An 18,240-nucleotide genomic window follows, 5' to 3' on the forward strand; every position below is an offset into this window, starting at 1 on the left:
GCGGCCGGTCACGAGCGCACCAGGCCGACGCCGTCGCTCCGGCGCTCCGGCTCGGCGGACAGCACCGCCCGGTAGGCGGGTACGCGGGCCAGCAGCTCCGAGTGGGTGCCGACGGCGACGATCCGGCCGTCGTCGAGCAACGCCACCCGGTCCGCCAGTGCCACGGTCGAGGGGCGGTGCGCCACCAGCAGGGTCGTGGTGGCGGTGTCCCGCAGCACGCGGCGCAGGGCCGCCTCGACGAGCGCCTCGGTGTGCACGTCGAGTGCGGAGAGCGGGTCGTCGAGCACCAGCACCGCGGGCCGGCCGAGCACCGCACGCGCCAGCGCGAGACGCTGCCGCTGCCCGCCGGACAGCGACAGCCCCTGCTCACCGACCCGGGTCGAAAGCCCCCAGGGCAGCTCGTACGCGAACTCCGCCTGGGCCAGCGTCAGCGCGGCCCGGACCTCGTCCTCGCTCGCGTCCGGGCGGCCCAGTGTGAGGTTCTCCCAGACCGACATGGAGAACAGCGTCGGCTCCTCGAACGCGACGGCGACCAGCCGCCGCAACGACTCCAGCCGCAGGTCACGCACGTCGTACCCGTCGAGCGTGATCCGGCCGCGGGTGACCTCGTGCAGCCGGGGGACGAGGGACAGCAGCGTGCTCTTGCCGCAGCCGGTGGCGCCGACGAGCGCCATCGTCTCGCCCGGCTCGACTGTCAGGTCCAGATCGCGCAGCACCGGCGCGGACGTGCCGGGGTAGCGGAAGCCGACCCCCTCGAAGCGGAGCCGGCCGCGCACCTCGCCCCGGTCGAGCGGCCGGGCGTGCGGTGCGTCCACGATGGTCGGCGGCGTGTCCAGGACCTCCTGGATCCGGTCGGCGGCGGTCGCGGCCTCCTGGCCGTTGGCGATGATCCAGCCCAGCGACTGCACCGGCCAGATCAGCATGAGCTGGAGACTGACGAACGCGACCAGCTCCCCGATGGACAGCACGCCGTCGGCGACCGCCGCGGCGCCGGCCACCAGGACCGCGCCGAGGGTCAGGTTGGGCACCAGGTCGAACAACGCGGAGGTACGGGCCAGCAGCCGGGCCTTGCCGATCCCGGTGTCGCGCAGCCGGCGCGCGCCGACGGCGAACCGGGCCGCCAGTTCCGGCCCACGCCCGTACGCCCGCATGGTGCGCAACCCCAGCGCGGTCTCCTCGACCAGCGTGGCGACGTCGCCCTGCTGGTCCTGCATGCGCCGTGACGCCGCGTGGTAGTGGCGCGCGAAGCGGCGGCTGATCAGGAACAGCGGTACGGCGCTCGCCGCGACCAGCAGCCCCAGCCACTGGTGCAGCCGGATCAGCAGCGCCACCACCGCCGCGTAGGTGACCAGGTTGAGGACCAGGAACAGCAGCCCGAAGGAGAGGAACCGCCGGATCACCGAGAGGTCGCTGGTGATCCGGGACAACAACTGGCCGGACTGCCAGCGGTCGTGGAAGCCGGCCGGAAGCCGTTGCAGGTGGGCGTAGATGTCGGCGCGGATGGCGGCCTCCATGCCCACCGAGGACGACGACTGCGTCCAGCGGCGGATGAAGATGAGGACCGCCTCGGCCACGCCGAGCAGCAGCGCGAGGGCGCCGAGCCGGAGCAGCCCGGCCTCGTCGTGCCGGGCCACCGGCCCGTCGACCACCCGCTGCACCACGAGCGGAACGGCCAGGCTCGCCGCGGTGGCGGCAAGCGCCGCGACCAGCAGCCAGGCGAACTCCGTCGCGTACGGGCGCAGGTAGGGCCGCAGCCGCCAGAGGTTGCGCAGCGGCTGGGACCGGGCGCCGGGATGCGCCGCGGGGTTGCCGTCGCTGGACGCGGGCACTACCCGACGGTAGCCGCCGGGGGTGACAGTCCGGCTGTCAGCTAGCCGTCACCCGTCCCTCATGCCCGAGAAGCCACTTCTTCACGTCCAGGCCCCAGCGGTATCCGCCGAGCGAGCCGTCGGTGCGCAGCACCCGGTGGCAGGGCACGAACAACGCGGCGGCGTTGCGCGCGCAGGCCGCCGCGGCGGCCCGGATCGCCGCCGGTCGCCCGGCCAGCGCGGCGAAGCCGGTGTAGGTGACCGGGTCGCCGGGCTTCACGTCGCGCAGCACCTGCCAGGCGTGCGTCAGGAATGCGCCGCCGGTGTGCTGCTCCACCGCTACCGCGTCGATCGCGGTGAGTTCACCGTCCAGGTAGGCCCGCACGGCGGCGGTCACCGGACCGAGGTCGGCCCGTTCCCGCAGCTCGCCGCGCAGGCTCGGGTGGATCAACGGCAGCAGGTCCGCCGGGTCGGCGGTGAAGCCCGCCGCGCGTACCGCCCCGGTCGGGCCGGCGAGCACGCTCAACGGGCCGGCGGGGGTGTCGATGACGGTGCTGTCCACAGTGCTCATGCTGCTCTCCAGAGTCGGATGGTCGCGTACGACCGCCAGGGGCGCCAGCGGTCGGCGTACGCGGACAGGGTCTTCGGGTCGTCGGACAGGCCGAGCGCCGCTGCGCCACGGCGTACGCCCAGGTCGGTGGTGAGCGCGACATCCGGGTCGCCGAGTGCGCGCATGGCCAGGTAGCCGGTGGTCCACGGGCCGATACCGGGCACCGCGGCCAGGAGCCGGACCGTCTCCTCCCGGTCGCCTCCGGGTTCCAGGTCGAGTTCGCCGTCGGCGACCGCGCGGGCCAGCGCACGGAGCGTCTCCCGGCGGGCCGCCGGCATCCGGAACGCCGTGTCCGGCGCCGCGAGCACCTCCGCCGGACCGGGGAACGCCACCAGGCCGTCCGCCGGGTCGTCGGCAGCCGCCCCGCTCGCTGCCCGGGTGGCGGAGAGCAGGCGGGTGAGCGTGGTCCGCGCCGAGGCCAGCGAGACCTGCTGGGTGGCGACGGCGCGGACGGCCAGCTCGAAACCGTCGACCGCGTGCGGCAGCCGGACGCCGGGCTCGGCCGCGACGGCCGGGGCCAGCGCCGGGTTGGCGGCCAGTGTGGCGTCCACCGCTACCGGGTCGGCGTCCAGGTCGAGCAGGCGGCGGCAGCGGGCCACCGCGGGGGCCAGGTCACGCATGTCGGCCAGCCGCAGCGTCGCGTCGATGTGGCCGTCGGCAGGGGCCAGCGCCACCGTGGCGGGACCGTGCGGCAGTCGCAGCCCTCGGTGGTAGGTGCCGTCGCGGACCACCTCGACGCCGGGTAGCGCGCGCAGCGCGAGAAAGTCCAGCAGCGCGCCCGCGTGCAGCGGGGGCCGGTACGCCAGCCGTAGCGAGAGCGTGCCCGCCCCGGTGGTCGCCGCCGGGCCACGTCGGCCGGCCCGCAGCTCGGACGGCGTGCCGCCGTAGACCTCGCGGACCGTGTCGTTGAACTGCCGGACGCTGCCGAACCCGGCGGCGAAGGCCACCTCGGCCAGGCCGAGGCCGGTGGTCTCGATCAGGATCCGGGCGGTCTGTGCGCGCTGGGCCCGGGCCAGCGCCAGCGGGCCGGCGCCCAGCTCGGCCCGGAGCATCCGGTGCAGGTGCCGCTCGGTGTAGCCCAGCCGGGTGGCCAGCCCGGGCACCCCGTCCCGGTCCACCACGCCGTCGGCGATCAGCCGCATGGCGCGACCGACCAGGTCGGCCCGGACGTCCCACTGGGGCGAGCCCGGTGCCGCGTCCGGCCGGCACCGGCGGCACGCCCGCAGCCCGGCCCCCTGCGCGGCGGCGGCGGACGGGAAGAACCGGACGTTCTGCCGCTTCGGCGTCATCGCCGGACAGGACGGCCGGCAGTAGATCCCGGTCGACGTCACGCCGGTGTAGAACCAGCCGTCGAACCGCGGGTCGCGGCTGTCGACGGCTCGGTAGCACCGCTCGAAGTCCAGTTCCATGCCACGATCCTGCCTCGCAGCTCCGACGCTCGGCTGGCGGGATTCAGACATGATGTGCGGCAGTCGCGCCCGCTCGGGGAAGTGGCGGCATCCCGAGCCCCGGGACACCGCCACTCCGCCGAGGTGGCGTGGATCATGACCGGCGGACCCGGGAAAGTGTCGTAAGTGGTCGGTAGCGTCCCGCCACCAACTCAAGAAGAGGTGCGGGGCATGGCGAGCGTGGCCGGGCGGGGTGTCCGCTGATGCGATCGGGGCGAGCACCGTTGGACGCCGCGGTGGTGGAGGGCTTCTACGAGCGGATGCGGGTGGTGGCGCCGGCCGCGTACGGCGCGATCGAGCGCGACCGGGCCGGTGACCCCGGTCGCCCCTTCGCGGACACCGCCTGCGGGCGGCTGGCCGGCTCCCTCGACCCGGACGGGCTGCGCGCGCTCGGCATGTGGGCGCACCACTGGTGCATGCGCTTCTACGACGACGACACCCGGGTCGGCCTGCGGCTGGTCCGCGAGATCGCCGCCCGCTCCGGCCTGGGCTGGACCGCCGACGAGGTGCGGTGGCTGCTCGACCGGTCGTACGCGGCCGGTCCCGCCGCCGCGCACCGGTTCACGCTGCCGCTCGCGGCCGCGGCGCAGCTACCGGCCGGTGTGCTGCCCGAGGGCGTCACCGCCGAGGCGTGGCCGGAAGACTGGCGTCGGCTGCGGGCCGGCTGACCGCGCCGCCACCGCGCCGCCGTCCCGCCGCCTGCCCGAAGGTCGGCCGGCGTCGTTGTCGGGCTGTCCGCGCCGCCGCCCGGCTGCGGGCGCGGCGATCGACCGGGCATCTGCGCGAGCACCATCGCCGCCACGGCCACCGCGAAACCGGTGAGCTGGACCGGGTCCAGCGCCTCACCGAGCACCACCCAGCCGAGTGCCGCCGCGGTGAGCGGGCTCAGCGCGCCGAGCACCGACACGCGGGACACCGGCAGTCGCGCCGCGCCCCGGAACCACAGCACGTACGCCAGCGCGGTGCCGGCCAGCCCGAGCCACGCGTACCCGAGAAGGGCCGGCCCGTCGGGCACGGGCGGCGCGCCCTCGACGGCGGCGGCGACCGGCACGATCATCAGGCCACCGGCGACGAGCTGCCAGCTCGTCGCGGCGAGGACGCCCGTTCCGGGCGGCCGGCCCCAGCGGCGGGTGAGCACAAGTCCGGCGGCCATCGCCACGGCGCCGGCCAGTCCGGCGGTGACGCCGAGCGGGTCGAGGCTGGCACCTGGGCGCAGCACCACGAGGGCGACGCCGAGCGGGGCGACCGCGGCGGCGACCAGCGCCGGCCGGGTGGGGCGGTCACGGAGCAGCGCGACTGTCAGCACCGCCACCAGCAGTGGCTGCGCGGCGCCGAGGACGGCGGCGGTGCCGCCGGGCAGCCGGTACGCGGCGAGGAACAGCAGTGGGAAGAACACCCCGATGTTCAGCGCGCCGAGCACGGCGGCTCGCCCCCACCAGAGACCGTGTGGTCGTCGGCGGGTCAGGGCGAGCAGCAGCAGACCGGCCGGGAGGGCGCGGATCGCCCCGGCCCAGAGCGGCCGGTCCGGGGGAAGGAGTTCGGCGGTGACCAGGTAGGTGGTCCCCCAGGTGATCGGGGCGGCGGCGGTGAGCGCGACGTCGGTCCAGCGGCGGTTCATGTCGGCCTCTCTCGGCTCTAAGTATCTTAGCACTAAGCTAATCAGCCCCGAGCGAAAAGGGGAAGTGGGACGTGCGGCACAATCGGCAGCCGTGACAGGCGACGAGGTGGACGCGATCGTCGAGCAGTGGCGGCGGGAACGACCAGGTATGCGGCCCGAGCCGATGGCCGTGTTCGGCCGCATCTACCGGCTGGCCCGGCTGGTCGGCGACGGCCAGGAGAAGGTGTATGCGGGCTGGGGCATCGGCCGGGGCGAGTTCGACGTGCTGGCCGCGCTGCGGCGCTCCGGCTCGCCGTACACGCTGGCGCCGAAGGCGCTCGCCGCCTCGCTGATGCTCACCTCCGGCGGCATGACCGGGCGGCTCGATCGCCTCGAACGCGCGGGCCTGGTGCGGCGCTCCCCGGACCCGGCCGACCGGCGGGCGCTGCGGGTCACGCTCACCGACACCGGCCGCCGGGTGGTGGAGGAGTCGGCCGAGGCCGGGCTCGCGGTGCAGCGGCGGATCCTCGACGCGCTTCCGCCCGCCGACCAGGACCGGCTGGCCGACCTGCTGCGCGCGTTGCTCGCGGCGGCCGAGGCCGGGCCGGCGGATCCGGCACAATGATCGGCACCGTCACCGCCCGGAAGGACGCCCATGCCCGCCACCGAACCGACGATCGTCGCCACCAGCATGGGTTTCGCCAGCCGTCGCCGTGGCCCCTGGGACGCGCGGCCCAGCGCCCTGTTCGACCTGATGGCCGAACTTGCCGGGGCCGGTGACGCGCCCCGCGTCTGCTACCTCGGCCAGGCCACCGGCGACCAGCCGACCGGGTTCACCGTCTTCTACGGCGCCTTCGCCGGCACCCGGTTCCGCGCCTCCCACCTGGCGCTCTATCCGATGCCCAACGTCGAGGACATCCGGGCGCACCTGCTCGCGCAGGACGTCATCTGGGTCGGCGGCGGCAGCGTGGCGAACCTCTGCGCGGTCTGGCGGGTGCACGGCCTGCCGGAGATCCTGCACGAGTGCTGGCAGGCCGGAGTGGTGCTCGGCGGGGTCTCCGCCGGTTCGATCTGCTGGCACACCGGCGGCGCCACCGACAGCTACGGTCCGACGCTGCGGCCCTTCACCGAAGAGCTGGGCTGGCTCCCGTACGGCAACGGCGTGCACTACGACAGCGAGGAGCAGCGCCGCCCGCTGATGCACCGGCTGGTCGCCGACGGCACGCTGCCGGCGAGCCACTGCACCGACGACGGCGTGGGGCTGATCTACCGGGGCACCCGGCTGGCCGAGGCGGTGGCGGACCGTCCCGGCGTGGCCGCGTACGAGCTGGTCCGCGCCGAGGACGGCACCGCCCGGGAGACCCGGATCGAGCCGCGCCTGCTGTCCGCCGAGCCGGAGTGACAGGCTTCGCGGACCTGCCTGCCCGGCGCGGCCGGCGAAGCGCGTAAGCTGGTTCGTCGTGAGTCTCACCATCGGCATCGTCGGCCTGCCCAACGTGGGCAAGAGCACCCTGTTCAACGCGCTGACCAAGAACGACGTGCTCGCCGCGAACTACCCGTTCGCCACCATCGAGCCGAACGTCGGCGTGGTCGGGCTGCCCGACGAGCGGCTGGCCAAGCTGGCCGAGATCTTCTCCTCGCAGAAGGTGCTGCCGGCGCCGGTCTCGTTCGTCGACATCGCCGGCCTGGTCCGGGGTGCCTCCAAGGGGCAGGGCCGGGGCAACGCGTTCCTCGCCAACATCCGGGACGCCTCGGCGATCTGCCAGGTGGTGCGCGCCTTCTCCGACCCGAACGTGGTGCACGTCGACGGCAAGGTCTCCCCGGCCGACGACATCGAGACGATCAACACCGAGCTGATCCTGGCCGACATCCAGACGCTGGAGAAGGCGCTTCCCCGGCTGGAGAAGGAGGCCAAGCTCCGCAAGGACCGGGCCGCCGCGGTCGAGGCAGCGAAGAAGGCGGTCGAGGTCCTCGACAACGGCGTGACCCTGTACGCGGGCGCCGCCGCCGCGAAGGTCGAGCTGGAACACCTGCGTGAGCTGCATCTGCTCACCACCAAGCCGTTCCTCTACGTCTTCAACGTCGACGAGGCCGAGCTGGGCAACGACGAGTTCCTCGACGAGCTGCGCGGCCTGGTCGCCCCCGCCGAAGCGATCTTCATGGACGCCAAGATCGAGTCCGAGCTGGTGGACCTGCCCGAGGACGAGGCCCGCGAGCTGCTGGAGTCGATCGGGCAGTCCGAGCCCGGCCTGAACCAGCTCGTCCGGGTGGGCTTCCGGACGCTCGGGCTCCAGACGTACCTGACGGCCGGCCCCAAGGAGGCGCGGGCCTGGACCGTCCCGGTCGGCGCGACCGCGCCGGAGGCCGCCGGGGTGATCCACAGCGACTTCCAGCGCGGCTTCATCAAGGCCGAGGTGGTCTCCTACAACGACCTGGTCGAGGCCGGATCGATGGCGGCGGCCAAGGCCGCCGGCAAGGTCCGGATCGAGGGCAAGGAGTACGTCATGCAGGACGGCGACGTGGTGGAGTTCCGCTTCAACGTCTGAATCCGGCCTGTTCCCGCAGGTCAGAGTGTTGGTGCCTCGCCCTGGGGCACACCTGGGGCACAACCCCACGCTTCGTCGACCGCCCGGCGGGTGCGCTCCTCCGAGTCCGGCATCAGGTGACCGTACGTCGACAGGACCAACGTCGCGTTCTCGTGCCCCAGCCTCTCGGCCACGGTGATGACCGACTCGCCCTGCATCAGCAGGACAGAGGCGTAGTGGTGGCGCAGGTCGTGGGTCGTGATGCTCTCCGGCAGGCCCGCTTTCCGCACGGCCGCGCCGAAGATGATCGTGCCGTAGTAGTCGTGCCGGTAGGGGCCGACGAAGCGGGTCGTGAACAGGGTGCCGTCATCAGCCGGCGGGAACTGCGCCATGTGCGCCCGCAGCGCGTCGGCGACGACCTGGGGCAGCGGCACGATCCGGCGCGAGCGCGGTGTCTTGGGGACCGTCCGCACCTTGGACTGGGGCGCGAACTGCCACTCAATCCGCACCAGGCGTGCGGCGAAGTCGACATCCTGCACCCGCAGCGCGAGCAGCTCGCCGAGGCGCAAGCCCAACCCGGCCTGGGTGAGGACCATGGCGCGGTTGCGGGCGGGGATCGCGTCAGCGAGCGCGCGAACCTGGTCAACGGTGAGCGGCACGACGCGCTCGCGGTGGGCTGACGGCAGGCTGACCCGGACCACGGGCGAGCGGCCGACGAGCCGATCCAGCACGGCCGCCGCGTAGACCGAGCGGAGCAGCCCGACGAGGTTGCGCAGCGTTGACGGCGACAGCACCTTGCCACGGTCTGCCGCCCACGCCTGCACCTCGGAGGGCACGACGGCCGCCAGGCGGCGGGAGCCGAGCGGAGTCGCGGCAATGTGTGTCTCGATCAGGCTGGAGACACGGCGGGCGGTGGTAGGACGGTGAGCGCGGCCGGCAGCCCAGCGGCGGGCGTACTCGACGACGGTTGTCTTGTCGGACGGGTCGACGTACTGCCCGCGCACGATGTCGGCTTCGACCTGGGCGAGGAAGCGATCGGCGTCGGCCTTGCGCGTGAAGGAGCGCTTGCGCTGGCGGCGGGCGTCGTCGCGCCACCGGGCCAGGTAGGTGACCTTGCCGTCACGTGTCCGCTTCTCCACGCTGCCCATGTCAGGCCGCCTGCCCCGACAGCCAGGACCGCACGTCGGCCGGGTCGTAGCGCAGGTGTCGGCCGACCTTGAACGCCCGGGGACCGGTGCGCCGGTAGCGCCACTGGTAAAGCGTGCCGACAGGCACCCGCAGGAACGCCGACACCTCCTCGATCGACCACAGTTCGGTCGCTGCTTCACGGGTTGCCAATGCTGTCTCCTCCTGTCGTCAGCTATGCGGCCGACGCGATACCGGCCGGGGTGGTGCCGAGTTCGTGGGCGAGTTCTTCGCGGCCGGTGGTTCGTCGCTCGCGGGCGAGGGCGGCGGCGGTGTTGGCGAGCAGGGCATCACCTGAGGTGTGCCAGCCGACTCCGGCGAAGGTGAGACTGCCGACGATGAGCGTGGTGTCCTCGTCGACCTGCTCGATGGGTGGGCCGCTGGCGGCGGGGTGTTCGTGGTCCTGGTGCTCGTGGCGCCGGTACTGGACGCGGGTGTCGCGTAGGAGTTGGAAGGTGACGGAGTAGCGGCGGGCTTTGGTGAGGAAGTGGCCGCCGTAGCCGAGCATGTGCGCCCACCGCCGTAGGCGGGTGTACGGGTTGCCGCTGGCCGGTTTTGACGGTTCAGCGTCAAGGGCAGCTTGACGCTGGGCGACGCAGACGGGGCAGGCCCGGTAGCGAGTGTGGGTGCCGCAGTCGGGGCACTCCCAGCGCTCGATGAAACCGGGACGTGGACGGCGTTCCCGTGGCCGTCCGGACAGTGGGGCCGGGGCGTTGGTGGGTCGGCCAATGCGCCAGCAGGCGTCGATGAGGCGGGCGGTGTGGTCGCCGTCGGGGTCGGCGAAGTCGCCGATGGTGTCGGCGGTCAGGCGGGTGGAGGTGTGCCCCGTGGCCTCGGTGCTCTTGGTGGCGTACTTGGCAAGGTATCCGGCGACGAGGCTGTCCGTGACCTCTCCGGTGCCGTCGGTGGCGATTGGTTCCAGGTCTAGCTGTTCGCCCCAGGCAATCGGCCAGCCGTCGGGCCGGTCAGGGTGAGGCGGGGTGTGGAAGGCGATCTGCCGGGCGGCGTGGCGCAGCGCGTCTACAAGGTCGTCGACGGTGAACCCGGCCGGCGGGGGCACGACGTTGTCGGGGTCCAGGCCGTCGACGCCGTCGAGGCGGGCAATGGCGTGGAAGTGCACCGCTCCCCGTGCTTGCAGTTCGGCGACCTTCCCGGGCGACAGCCTCACCGGGGCGACCTTGCGCGTCTTGCCGGAGGCGGTGACCACCTCGACCCGAGGGATGCCGCGGCGTTGGGCGAGTTTCGCCAGCCAGCGTTCCGCGGCTTGCTTCGTGCGGTGCCAGAGTTCACCGGCGAAGATGTTCCAGACGACCTGGTGGTCGTGGTCGTAGCAGTCCAGGCACAACGGATGCCCAAGCACCGCGTCACCGGTCTCGTGCCTCGCCCAGCAGACGGCGGGTCGGCCGTGGGGGCAAAGTCCGGTGTCGCGCCGGGCGTGGCAGGGTTCGGCGCGGCAGTCGCAGCGGCGTCGGTTGCGGCAGGTGTGCCGCTTCACCTTCCGGGCGTGGACGGTGCCGAACGACGGCGCGGTGAAGGTGGCGAACACCGCCGGATGTGATGCCACCGATTCGGGGACGCCTTTGCCGCCGACCAGGCCGGCGCGCAGGAGTTGGAAGGCATCCCGCTGGTAGGTCTGCGCGCAGGTGGGGCAGACCGTGGCGCGGCGGTTGCCGCACGCCTTGTAGATGGCGGCGTCGGGCATGGCGTCGGTGTGCCGCTGGTCGAGGATGCGGCCGGTGCCAGGTTCGACGGTGTAGAGGCTGCCGGCGAGGCGGATGGGTCGGGTGCAGCCGGCGGCGGCGCGGACGTGGTCGAGCCAGCCGAAGTAGTCGGGTCGGGTGGCGCGTTGGAAGGCGGACCCGGCGGCGGTGTAGGCGTAGACGGGGGTGGTGGTGTCGGCGTTCGAGCCCACACCCCGGGCCACGAGCGTCCGGGGTGTGAGGTCCAGCGTCGACGCCATCAGGCGGCCACCTCGTGGGGCCGGGTGTGGTCGGGGCCGTGGTGGCCCATGAAGACCTCGGTGATGCGTCGGGTGGTGACGATGGTCCGGCAGGCGCCGCACTGGCGGTCGGCCGGTTCGTGCCGGTGGCACGCAATGGTGGTGGTCACCTGGCCGCAGCGGATGGTGACCGGGGTCCGGCAGGGGCCGCCGGGGATGACGTGGATGACCGTGCGTCGGGTGTCGTAGGGGTGCGGCTCGTCCGGGTAGGCCGGGCAGGTGTGGGTGACCTGCTCGATGTCGACGACGTGAATGGTCATCGGGCACCACCGGCCACGGGGGTGCCGTTGACGGGCGTGGTGTGGCCGCCGAGGGTGTGCAGCAGTTCCCGGGCGATGTCCGGGGTGACCGACAGCAGGTCGGCCAGTTCGTCGATGGTGATGGGACGGCCGGTGCTCTGTTCGTGGCGGCCGATGACGAAGCGGGCGGTGGGGATGAGGTGCGCGGGCACCTCGGGTCGGGTGATCGGCACCGGGTTGACGGGTGCCTCGACGACGGCCGGGGCGGCCGGCGGGGTGCCGATGGTCGGCGGCTCGTCCACGAGCTGGTCGGCAGCCTCGGTGGTGTCGGTGTGGTCGGTGGTGGTTTTGACCGGGGCGAGGACGAGTTTGACCAGGGCCATGAAAGCCAGAGCGGGGACGGCGGACAGGAGCCAGCCGGAGGGGCCAACTTGGCCGACGGCGACGCCGAGCTGTGCGGCGAGGGAGAAGCCGGCGAAGGCGATCAGGAGGACCAGCGGGTAGCCGATCGGGCCGCCGTGGCGCTTACGACGGCGGATGACGAGCAGGCAGGCGACCGGGACGAGTTCGGAGATGACGGCGTTGGCCCAGCCGAACCAGCCGGAAGTGCCTTCCGGGCTGTTGGCCATGGTCCAGTCGTGGACGTGGGTGAAGGAAGCCGCCCCAGCGGCGAGGCCGACGAAGATGACGATGAGGACCAGGACGCCGCCTTCCAGGCGGGCGGGCCAGGCAGCGGGCGGGTTAGTGGTGGGCATGGGGGGTCACCTCCGGTGCCGGGATGCTGTCGAGGGGGATGAGGTCGACCACACCGGAGCAGTGGGCGCACATGATCGGGGCCAGGCCCTGGGCGGCGAGCTGGTTGCGGAAGCAGGGCAGGCAGGTGAAGTCGGCGGGGAAGAGGCCGTCGCCTTCGCAGAGGGCGCAGCGGCCGAGGCAGACGGGGCAGGGCGTGTAGACCGGGCCGAGGACGTCGTGGACGCCAGCGGGCGAGTTGCCCTCGATGCACCACAGGCACGGGTCGGACAGGTTGAAGGTCATCGGTCGCCTCCGTGGCAGTCGAGGCAGCAGCCGTAGCGGCGGGGGATGTAGTAGGGCTTGGTCTGGCCGCAGTGGCGGCAGGTGCGGCGAGCCCGCAGGGCTTTGGCGATAGCGGCCCGCTGGGCCGGAGTCGCGACCCGTTTGGGCGCGGCGAGGTCGAGGCGGTAGAGGTAGGCGACGCGCTTACCGCGACGCCACAGGATTTGCGCGACCGCGTGATGCCCGCCCGGGCGGAGTCCGGCGGCGCGGAGCTGGCGGCGGGTGGCCAGGCCGTCGGGGGCGAGCCGGTAGGGGTAGGTGGGGAATTCGTCGGCGGGGTTGGCCGGGTCGTAGGTATAGACGGTCATGACTGACCTCCCCAGCGCTGCTGGGCGGCCTGCTTGGAGATGCCGAGGCGCTGGCCGATTTCGGCCCAGGAGTAGCCGAAGGCGCGCAGGCCGACGACGGCTTCGCCGATGGCGTCGTCGAGGTTGGCCGACAGTGCGACGAGGTCGCGGAGGGCTTCCACGTCACCGGCGGCGACGCGGCGGCCGTGGGCGCGGATGATGCGGCGAGCGAACGCGGCGAACGCGTCGTTCTCGACGACTTCACGCCGCTTGCGGCGAGAGGGGGCGCGCGTCAAGGACGCCTTGACGGTGAACATCAGTTCTCGCCTCCCTGGTTGTGGAGGCGGTCCCACTCGTCGGCAGCCGCGTCGAGGGCGGTGATGACCTGCTCGGCGGTGCGGGCGGGGTCGTCGTTCCAGGAGTAGGGAGAGGTGTGCTCGTCGAGCAGGTAGCCGTCCTCGTCGATGTGGAAGACCGGGGCGTGGTCGTCGAGGTAGTCGACGAACGCGGCCATGGCCGCGAGGTAGTCGGCGAGCGCGCTCGGGTCGAGCTGGGCGAAGTGCTCGACGCGGTGTCCGGCGGTGGCGATGCCGATAGCCCCGGCGGCGCAGGCCGGCGGGGTGAGGGTGTCAGTGGTGGGGGCGTAGTAGGTGCCCTGGTGCCAGCCGTGCCGGCGCAGGTAGAGGGCAGCGCACCGGAGCAGGTCAGCGGGTGTGACCCGGACTCCGGTGGCAGGGTTTTGGGTAGCCTTCATGGCAGCCACGTCCTTTCGGGGCTGTTGGTGGAGGTCGGCAGGACCAGCACTGCTGCCAGGCGATGTCCTGGTCCTGTCGGCCGCTTATCGGGTGGTGCGCAGCCGCAAGTAGCGGCGCTGGCGGGTGTCGTCGCCGCCCATCGATCGCGGGGCGGACAGGTAGACGAGTCGGCCGCTGGCCGAGGCGACCTGGACCATGGCGGTGATGTCCTCGGGACGGCCGACGATCCACAGTTCCGTGTACTGCGCGGCCCGCTGGCTGTTGGCGCGGGCGTAGGTGCGTTCCCGGGTGGTCATGCCGCCACCCCGAAGTCGACGCGGGTGAGGTCCGGAACCTGCTCCGGTAACCGGCGTGGCCGGCGGATCCAGGCGGCGTAGTCCGCGATGCCCGCGATCTGGGCATCGGTCAGGTAGGCGACCTTGATGCGGCGAGGAACGCCGCCTTCGGCGATCAGGTAGGCCGCGCCCTGGTTGGTGGGGGCGATGTCGGTGGCCGTGTAGCCCTGCTCGGCCCAGCCGTGGCCGAGGACGATGTTTGAGCTGTTGGGGGTGGTGCAGCGGAACGCGGCGCGGTAGCCGAACAGGTCCCGCAGGCTGGTGGGGATGATGTCGAACGACGGCCGCTGAGTCGCGGCCACGACCGGGATACCGGCGGCCCGGCCCCGGGCGACCAGGTCACGCAGGAGAGCGACGAACTCCTCCTGCTCCTGCTTGCTGCCGACGGTGGCGGAGTAGAAGGCGATCTCGTCGACCAGGACGGTGATGACCGACAGGCCGTCGTCGGCGGTCACCTTGCGGCGCCCGTGGGCGCGCAGCCAGGCGTAGCGGTTGTTCATCACCAGTTGCAGCCGCTTGAGGACGGTCAGGGCCTCGGTGATGTCCGGACCGATGAACGCATCAGCGGAGTCTTCCCACTGGCCCAGCTCAACGAGCTTGCCGTCGAGCAGCACGAGCCGGGAATCGACGCTGAGGGCGGCGTGGGCCGCGATGCAGTTGAGCAGCCCGGACTTTCCGCCGCCGGGCTCACCACCGGCGAGAAGGTTGCGGTAGGCGAGGGTGATGTAGACGGGCTGGCCGAACTCGTCGATCCCGATGAAGATCGGGTCGAACATCGACAGGCCAGGACCCACCGGCACCGCAGCAGCGGGGGCGGGAATCGCGGTCATCGGTGCCCTCCTTGGGCGTTTGGTGGACGCGAGGAACCACACGAACGAGCCCGCAGGGCTCCTCGCGTCCCAGGTGAAATTGGGGGTCAGATCCAGTCGGAAACGTCGTCCTCGGGCGTCGAGGACGAAGCCGCGGGCTTGCTGCCGTTGGCCGTCGTGGTGGTGGCCGGCTTCTTGCCGGCGGGTTTGCCCTGCGCCGGGAGGGTGATCGTCGGGACGTCGACGTCCGGCAGGTCCAGGGCGGTCGGCACCGTCAGCGGTGCCTGCTCGACCGTCGGGGCGTCCGGGTCGATCACGTCGACCAGCGGCGAACCCACAGTGGCGGTCAGCACCTCACGGCGCTTGATGTCGAACCGCAGATACGCGGCGGTCCGCTCCGAGGCGCGCTCGATGAGCACGGTGGAGGCGTGACAGGTCACGGCGATCTTGTCGAGGCGGCCTTCCAGGTCCTTGGCCGACAGGCCAGGACGCAGGTACACCCAGACCCGCTCACCGACCGGCGTGGGACGAGCCCACAGGATCAGCGGCAGAGAACCGGACTGGTTGGCGATGATGAACTGCGAGAAACACACCCGCAGCCGATGCCTCACCACGAGACACCACGCCCAGGCGATCACCTGGCGACGGCAGACCGGCACGGCGGCCGGGACACCGACGACCAGGGCGACCACGAGCAGCGTCACCACGGCCGGGGTGTGGTCAGCGAGCTGCACCCAGAAGGTGAGCAGACCGACCGCGAGCACGATCTCGATCGCCCACCACCACAGCAGCCGCAGCACCGGCCAGATCCGCACCAGCACCCACGCGATCCCACCGACCGGCACGCCGACGAGCGCGCCGAGGAACAGAGCCAGGATCGGGTGCATGTACGACGCGGCCACCACAGCCGACAGAAGACCGACGATGACCGCCGACAGAACGAACGCCAGCCGGGCGTTACGGGCCGAGGAACGGTGAACCCTGGCCTCAATGACCGTCACCGTTCCGGTTGACTTCCCGCCGAAGGAACGGCGAGGGCTAGACTTGGACACGACGAGTCCTCCCAAGTGCCAGTTGGGATCGGATGAGTTGACGGCACCGGGGTCGGCAGATGTAGGAGTCAGTACCGACCCCGGGCCAATTTCCTTCTTGCCGCCACCTGTCGTGACGACCGGACCGGGAACGTAGGAGTCAGGAACACTCCCGGAACCGCATGGGGTTGGATCAGCGGACCATCAGGCCGCTTCGCAAGCCACGGACACCTGTGGCTCACACAGCACGACGTGCGAAGAGACCTACTTGGCCGGAGAACCAGTCTTCGGCTTCAGCGACACCGCCCGGAACGCGACGCCGTTACGCCCGTTGGTCGCCCACGGAATGGCCTCCAACTGCTCGACCGCCAGGAAGTCGCCCACCTTCACGTTCGGCTTCTCACCCGCCGTCGTGATGGTGATGACCTCCCCGCCCGTCTCGTCGAGCACGAAGACCTGGGTGGACCACATGGGCCGGCCCGTGTTCTTCTCGGACTTCTGGTTGCCGTTCTGGTCGTTCTTCGGCTCCGGGTCCTTCGACGCCGTCACCTGCTTGCTCGTGGTGTCCACGTACAGCTTCAAGGCCGTCTCCTGTCTACTGGGGCACCGCTCGTCGGTGCACTCCGCTGTCTTCATGTCTTCATGAAGACGTGCAGACAACGTACGACGGCCGTCTGATCGCGTCAAGACTTCATGAAGACCTAAACTGGAAGCTGCCGCGAAGGAGCGTGAAGACATGGCCAAATGGGAGCGGATCGCCGCAGACTGGCGGGAAAAGATCCATTCGGGAGAACTCAAGCCCGACACGAAGCTGCCGAATGAGCAGACGTTGAAGGCCGACTACGAAGTCAGCTTGCCCGTCGTTCGACAAGCGCTCGACGCGCTCGAAGCAGAAGGTCTCGTCGACCGTCGCCACGGTCGAGGCACCTTCGTGCGCGCACCCCGGCAGCGAGTGCGGCGGTCTCCCGAGCGGTACCAGTGGGAGAAGGACCGAGCCCGACTGCCTGAGTCTCAGCGACGCCGTACCGGCGCGACTGAGCGCGACACCGGTCTGACCATGCAAGATCTTGAATTCTCGGCGCAGTATCGGACCGTTCCCGCAAGCGCCGACCTGGCCCGCCTGTTCAGCGTTCCCATCGGAGCCAAGATGCTTGAACGCATCTACCGCACCAGCTCGCGCAAGGAGAAGGTGCCACTCAGCCTCAACACGTCCTACATGGTCTACGACGTAGTGGCCGAGAACCCGGCACTGCTGGACGACCACAACGAACCATGGCCCGGCGGAACCCAGAACCAGCTCTTCACCATCGGCATCGAGCTAGACCGAATCGTTGACGAGATCACCGCACGGCCACCGTCGGCAGACGAAGCAGAAGCCCTGAAACTGCCACCCGGTGTGTCGGTGCTCGTCCTCCGCAAGATCTCCGTGGACACCAAAGACTGCGTCGTTGAGGTGTCAAACGTCGTACTTCCCGGCGATCGGACGGAGTTCGTCTACACCACGAAGCTTGCGCGGTGGTCCGAGTGAAGATCTCCGTCATCACTCCGGTACACGCCCCGAGCATTCCCTACCTGGCAGACGCTTACGAATCCCTGCGATCTCAGGAGCTGCCAGACGGATGGGCCTGGGAGTGGCTAGTCCAGGAGGATGGGCGCACCGGCAAGGTGGAGGCCGCCTTGCCCAACGACCCACGCGTCATGGGCGCGACCGGCAAGCCAGGCGGCCCAGGGACCGCCCGCAACATGGCCATGGCCCGCAGTGGCGGGGACCTGTTGAGAGTCTTGGACGCAGACGACCAACTGACACCGGGCGCCCTCGCTCGCGAGATCGAGATACTCGCCAGCAGACCGGAGGTCGGCTGGACCACATGCAGCGTGCTTGACCTCATGCCGGACGGGTCAACCATCGGGTGGCAGCACGCCGACCCGCCGGGCGGCACTCTCCACCAGGGCGACGTCCTGACGTACTTCCGGACCAACCAGTACCGGCTTCCGATCCACCCAGCCACGCTGTGCATCCGGCGTGACCTCGCGCTTGCCCTCGGCGGATGGATGGCACTGCCCGGCGGGGAAGACACCGGCCTGCTGATCGCCGCATCGGTTGTCACCGACGGGTACTTCGTCGCGGAACCTGGACTGTTGTACCGCAAGCATCCGGACCAGATCACCGCTCAAAGCGACTGGAGCGCGAACGAAGAGTGGCAGCTCCGCATGCAGCTTATCGAGTCGCGAGCTACCGCTTTGCAGTCGTCCTTTCCCGCTGCACGTGCCTGATTCGGAAGTCCGCGGCTTCGGCCAGGTCAAGCCAGGTCGGCCGGCTGCCGGCAATGTCGGGCTCCACTTGATGCGTGACGGATCGATGTCGGATGACGGGTGACACGTCCGGCTAGACGATCTCGTGCAAGCCCTGAGCCACCCCCGCTTTCATGGAGGTTCTTGATCATGGTCTGATGGCCGTGGGGAGGAAGTCGTCCGTGGCAGCACCGAAGAAGTACCCCGATGAGCTACGTCGGCGCGCTGTGCGCCTGTATCGCG

22 protein-coding genes and 1 pseudogene are annotated in these 18,240 nt (G+C 71.3%); 6 read left to right on the forward strand and 17 right to left on the reverse strand.

All coding sequences use genetic code 11. The features are described from left to right. Positions 1–8 precede the first annotated feature (8 nt). The 3 genes from ABD52_RS18605 to ABD52_RS18615 are packed head-to-tail and all read right to left on the reverse strand — an operon-like array spanning position 9 to position 3,827. Positions 9–1,829, reverse strand: coding sequence for an ABC transporter ATP-binding protein (locus ABD52_RS18605; protein ID WP_047892662.1), 1,821 nt, complete (start codon positions 1,827–1,829; stop codon positions 9–11). A 37-nt stretch (positions 1,830–1,866) separates the two neighbouring features. After that, the gene (locus ABD52_RS18610; protein ID WP_047892663.1) at positions 1,867–2,379 is read right to left on the reverse strand and encodes a methylated-DNA--[protein]-cysteine S-methyltransferase; all 513 of its coding nucleotides are present in this window, start codon (positions 2,377–2,379) and stop codon (positions 1,867–1,869) included. After that, positions 2,376–3,827, reverse strand: coding sequence for a DNA-3-methyladenine glycosylase 2 family protein (locus ABD52_RS18615; protein WP_047892664.1), 1,452 nt, complete (start codon positions 3,825–3,827; stop codon positions 2,376–2,378). The genes ABD52_RS18610 and ABD52_RS18615 overlap by 4 nt, the downstream gene beginning before the upstream one ends. Positions 3,828–4,069: 242 nt before the next feature. On the opposite strand from ABD52_RS18615, the gene ABD52_RS40850 reads away from it, so the two are divergent. Next, positions 4,070–4,534: a hypothetical protein gene (locus tag ABD52_RS40850; RefSeq protein WP_235437493.1), complete on the forward strand. Its 465-nt coding sequence runs from the start codon at positions 4,070–4,072 to the stop codon at positions 4,532–4,534. A gap of 128 nt (positions 4,535–4,662) precedes the next feature. On the opposite strand, the pseudogene ABD52_RS40855 reads toward ABD52_RS40850, so the two are convergent. Next, positions 4,663–5,667 (reverse strand): annotated as a pseudogene (locus ABD52_RS40855) (EamA family transporter); the annotation flags it as partial. Between ABD52_RS40855 and ABD52_RS18625 the strand changes: the two are divergent. Genes ABD52_RS18625 through ychF form a run of 3 tightly spaced genes read left to right on the forward strand, consistent with a single transcriptional unit; the run spans position 5,576 to position 8,009 of the window. Next, a complete protein-coding gene (locus ABD52_RS18625; protein WP_013475216.1) occupies positions 5,576–6,088 on the forward strand; it encodes a MarR family winged helix-turn-helix transcriptional regulator in 513 nt (170 codons plus the stop codon). The pseudogene ABD52_RS40855 and the gene ABD52_RS18625 sit on opposite strands and share 92 nt — an antisense overlap. 30 nt (positions 6,089–6,118) lie before the next feature. Continuing rightward, positions 6,119–6,865, forward strand: coding sequence for a peptidase E (locus ABD52_RS18630; protein ID WP_047892666.1), 747 nt, complete (start codon positions 6,119–6,121; stop codon positions 6,863–6,865). Between the two features lie 58 nt (positions 6,866–6,923). Further along, a complete protein-coding gene (ychF, locus tag ABD52_RS18635) occupies positions 6,924–8,009 on the forward strand; it encodes a redox-regulated ATPase YchF (RefSeq protein ID WP_013288480.1) in 1,086 nt (361 codons plus the stop codon). 20 nt (positions 8,010–8,029) lie between these two features. Here ychF and ABD52_RS18640 read toward each other — a convergent pair whose 3' ends face one another. The 13 genes from ABD52_RS18640 to ABD52_RS18700 form a co-directional block, all read right to left on the reverse strand. Next, complete coding sequence (locus ABD52_RS18640; protein WP_047892667.1) at positions 8,030–9,136, reverse strand: site-specific integrase; 1,107 nt, start codon at positions 9,134–9,136, stop codon at positions 8,030–8,032. Position 9,137: 1 nt separating this feature from the next. Continuing rightward, the gene (locus ABD52_RS18645) at positions 9,138–9,326 is read right to left on the reverse strand and encodes an AlpA family transcriptional regulator (protein WP_013288478.1); all 189 of its coding nucleotides are present in this window, start codon (positions 9,324–9,326) and stop codon (positions 9,138–9,140) included. 22 nt (positions 9,327–9,348) lie between these two features. Continuing rightward, complete coding sequence (locus tag ABD52_RS18650) at positions 9,349–11,133, reverse strand: replication initiator (protein WP_030501475.1); 1,785 nt, start codon at positions 11,131–11,133, stop codon at positions 9,349–9,351. Beyond that, on the reverse strand, positions 11,133–11,432 hold the full coding sequence (locus tag ABD52_RS18655) for a hypothetical protein (protein ID WP_047892668.1): 300 nt from the start codon (positions 11,430–11,432) through the stop codon (positions 11,133–11,135). The genes ABD52_RS18650 and ABD52_RS18655 overlap by 1 nt, the downstream gene beginning before the upstream one ends. Beyond that, a complete protein-coding gene (locus tag ABD52_RS18660; RefSeq protein WP_030501473.1) occupies positions 11,429–12,166 on the reverse strand; it encodes a hypothetical protein in 738 nt (245 codons plus the stop codon). Before ABD52_RS18660 ends, ABD52_RS18655 begins: the two co-directional genes overlap by 4 nt. After that, a complete protein-coding gene (locus tag ABD52_RS18665) occupies positions 12,153–12,449 on the reverse strand; it encodes a hypothetical protein (RefSeq protein WP_030501472.1) in 297 nt (98 codons plus the stop codon). The genes ABD52_RS18660 and ABD52_RS18665 overlap by 14 nt, the downstream gene beginning before the upstream one ends. Beyond that, positions 12,446–12,796: an RRQRL motif-containing zinc-binding protein gene (locus ABD52_RS18670; protein WP_047892669.1), complete on the reverse strand. Its 351-nt coding sequence runs from the start codon at positions 12,794–12,796 to the stop codon at positions 12,446–12,448. The genes ABD52_RS18665 and ABD52_RS18670 overlap by 4 nt, the downstream gene beginning before the upstream one ends. Next, the gene (locus ABD52_RS18675; protein WP_030501471.1) at positions 12,793–13,092 is read right to left on the reverse strand and encodes a hypothetical protein; all 300 of its coding nucleotides are present in this window, start codon (positions 13,090–13,092) and stop codon (positions 12,793–12,795) included. The genes ABD52_RS18670 and ABD52_RS18675 overlap by 4 nt, the downstream gene beginning before the upstream one ends. Then, entirely contained in the window at positions 13,092–13,529 is a 438-nt protein-coding gene (locus ABD52_RS18680) for a hypothetical protein (RefSeq protein WP_030501470.1), read from the reverse strand. The genes ABD52_RS18675 and ABD52_RS18680 overlap by 1 nt, the downstream gene beginning before the upstream one ends. A gap of 84 nt (positions 13,530–13,613) precedes the next feature. Next, positions 13,614–13,826 (reverse strand): hypothetical protein, encoded by a 213-nt coding sequence (locus tag ABD52_RS18685; RefSeq protein WP_030501469.1) that lies wholly within the window; start codon positions 13,824–13,826, stop codon positions 13,614–13,616. Next, entirely contained in the window at positions 13,823–14,695 is an 873-nt protein-coding gene (locus tag ABD52_RS18690; protein WP_030501468.1) for an FtsK/SpoIIIE domain-containing protein, read from the reverse strand. The genes ABD52_RS18685 and ABD52_RS18690 overlap by 4 nt, the downstream gene beginning before the upstream one ends. An 86-nt stretch (positions 14,696–14,781) precedes the next feature. Continuing rightward, the gene (locus ABD52_RS18695; RefSeq protein WP_036343098.1) at positions 14,782–15,675 is read right to left on the reverse strand and encodes a hypothetical protein; all 894 of its coding nucleotides are present in this window, start codon (positions 15,673–15,675) and stop codon (positions 14,782–14,784) included. A gap of 294 nt (positions 15,676–15,969) precedes the next feature. Beyond that, positions 15,970–16,287 (reverse strand): hypothetical protein, encoded by a 318-nt coding sequence (locus tag ABD52_RS18700; RefSeq protein ID WP_041799353.1) that lies wholly within the window; start codon positions 16,285–16,287, stop codon positions 15,970–15,972. A 154-nt stretch (positions 16,288–16,441) separates the two neighbouring features. Between ABD52_RS18700 and ABD52_RS18705 the strand changes: the two genes are divergently transcribed. Further along, entirely contained in the window at positions 16,442–17,233 is a 792-nt protein-coding gene (locus ABD52_RS18705; RefSeq protein ID WP_030501466.1) for a GntR family transcriptional regulator, read from the forward strand. After that, entirely contained in the window at positions 17,230–17,979 is a 750-nt protein-coding gene (locus ABD52_RS18710; RefSeq protein ID WP_036343096.1) for a glycosyltransferase, read from the forward strand. The genes ABD52_RS18705 and ABD52_RS18710 overlap by 4 nt, the downstream gene beginning before the upstream one ends. Positions 17,980–18,240: the final 261 nt, after the last annotated feature.

It is taken from the genome of Micromonospora sp. RV43, from assembly GCF_001029515.1.
GTDB lineage: Bacteria > Actinomycetota > Actinomycetes > Mycobacteriales > Micromonosporaceae > Micromonospora > Micromonospora aurantiaca.

Coding starts and splice junctions, on each gene's coding strand:
- ABD52_RS18610 (WP_047892663.1), bottom strand. CDS start 2,379: ATGAGCACTGTGGACAGCACCGTCATCGACACCCCCGCCGGCCCGTTG.
- ABD52_RS18615 (WP_047892664.1), bottom strand. CDS start 3,827: ATGGAACTGGACTTCGAGCGGTGCTACCGAGCCGTCGACAGCCGCGAC.
- ABD52_RS40850 (WP_235437493.1), top strand. CDS start 4,070: ATGCGATCGGGGCGAGCACCGTTGGACGCCGCGGTGGTGGAGGGCTTC.
- ABD52_RS18630 (WP_047892666.1), top strand. CDS start 6,119: ATGCCCGCCACCGAACCGACGATCGTCGCCACCAGCATGGGTTTCGCC.
- ABD52_RS18640 (WP_047892667.1), bottom strand. CDS start 9,136: ATGGGCAGCGTGGAGAAGCGGACACGTGACGGCAAGGTCACCTACCTG.
- ABD52_RS18650 (WP_030501475.1), bottom strand. CDS start 11,133: ATGGCGTCGACGCTGGACCTCACACCCCGGACGCTCGTGGCCCGGGGT.
- ABD52_RS18655 (WP_047892668.1), bottom strand. CDS start 11,432: ATGACCATTCACGTCGTCGACATCGAGCAGGTCACCCACACCTGCCCG.
- ABD52_RS18660 (WP_030501473.1), bottom strand. CDS start 12,166: ATGCCCACCACTAACCCGCCCGCTGCCTGGCCCGCCCGCCTGGAAGGC.
- ABD52_RS18665 (WP_030501472.1), bottom strand. CDS start 12,449: ATGACCTTCAACCTGTCCGACCCGTGCCTGTGGTGCATCGAGGGCAAC.
- ABD52_RS18670 (WP_047892669.1), bottom strand. CDS start 12,796: ATGACCGTCTATACCTACGACCCGGCCAACCCCGCCGACGAATTCCCC.
- ABD52_RS18675 (WP_030501471.1), bottom strand. CDS start 13,092: ATGTTCACCGTCAAGGCGTCCTTGACGCGCGCCCCCTCTCGCCGCAAG.
- ABD52_RS18680 (WP_030501470.1), bottom strand. CDS start 13,529: ATGAAGGCTACCCAAAACCCTGCCACCGGAGTCCGGGTCACACCCGCT.
- ABD52_RS18685 (WP_030501469.1), bottom strand. CDS start 13,826: ATGACCACCCGGGAACGCACCTACGCCCGCGCCAACAGCCAGCGGGCC.
- ABD52_RS18690 (WP_030501468.1), bottom strand. CDS start 14,695: ATGACCGCGATTCCCGCCCCCGCTGCTGCGGTGCCGGTGGGTCCTGGC.
- ABD52_RS18705 (WP_030501466.1), top strand. CDS start 16,442: ATGGCCAAATGGGAGCGGATCGCCGCAGACTGGCGGGAAAAGATCCAT.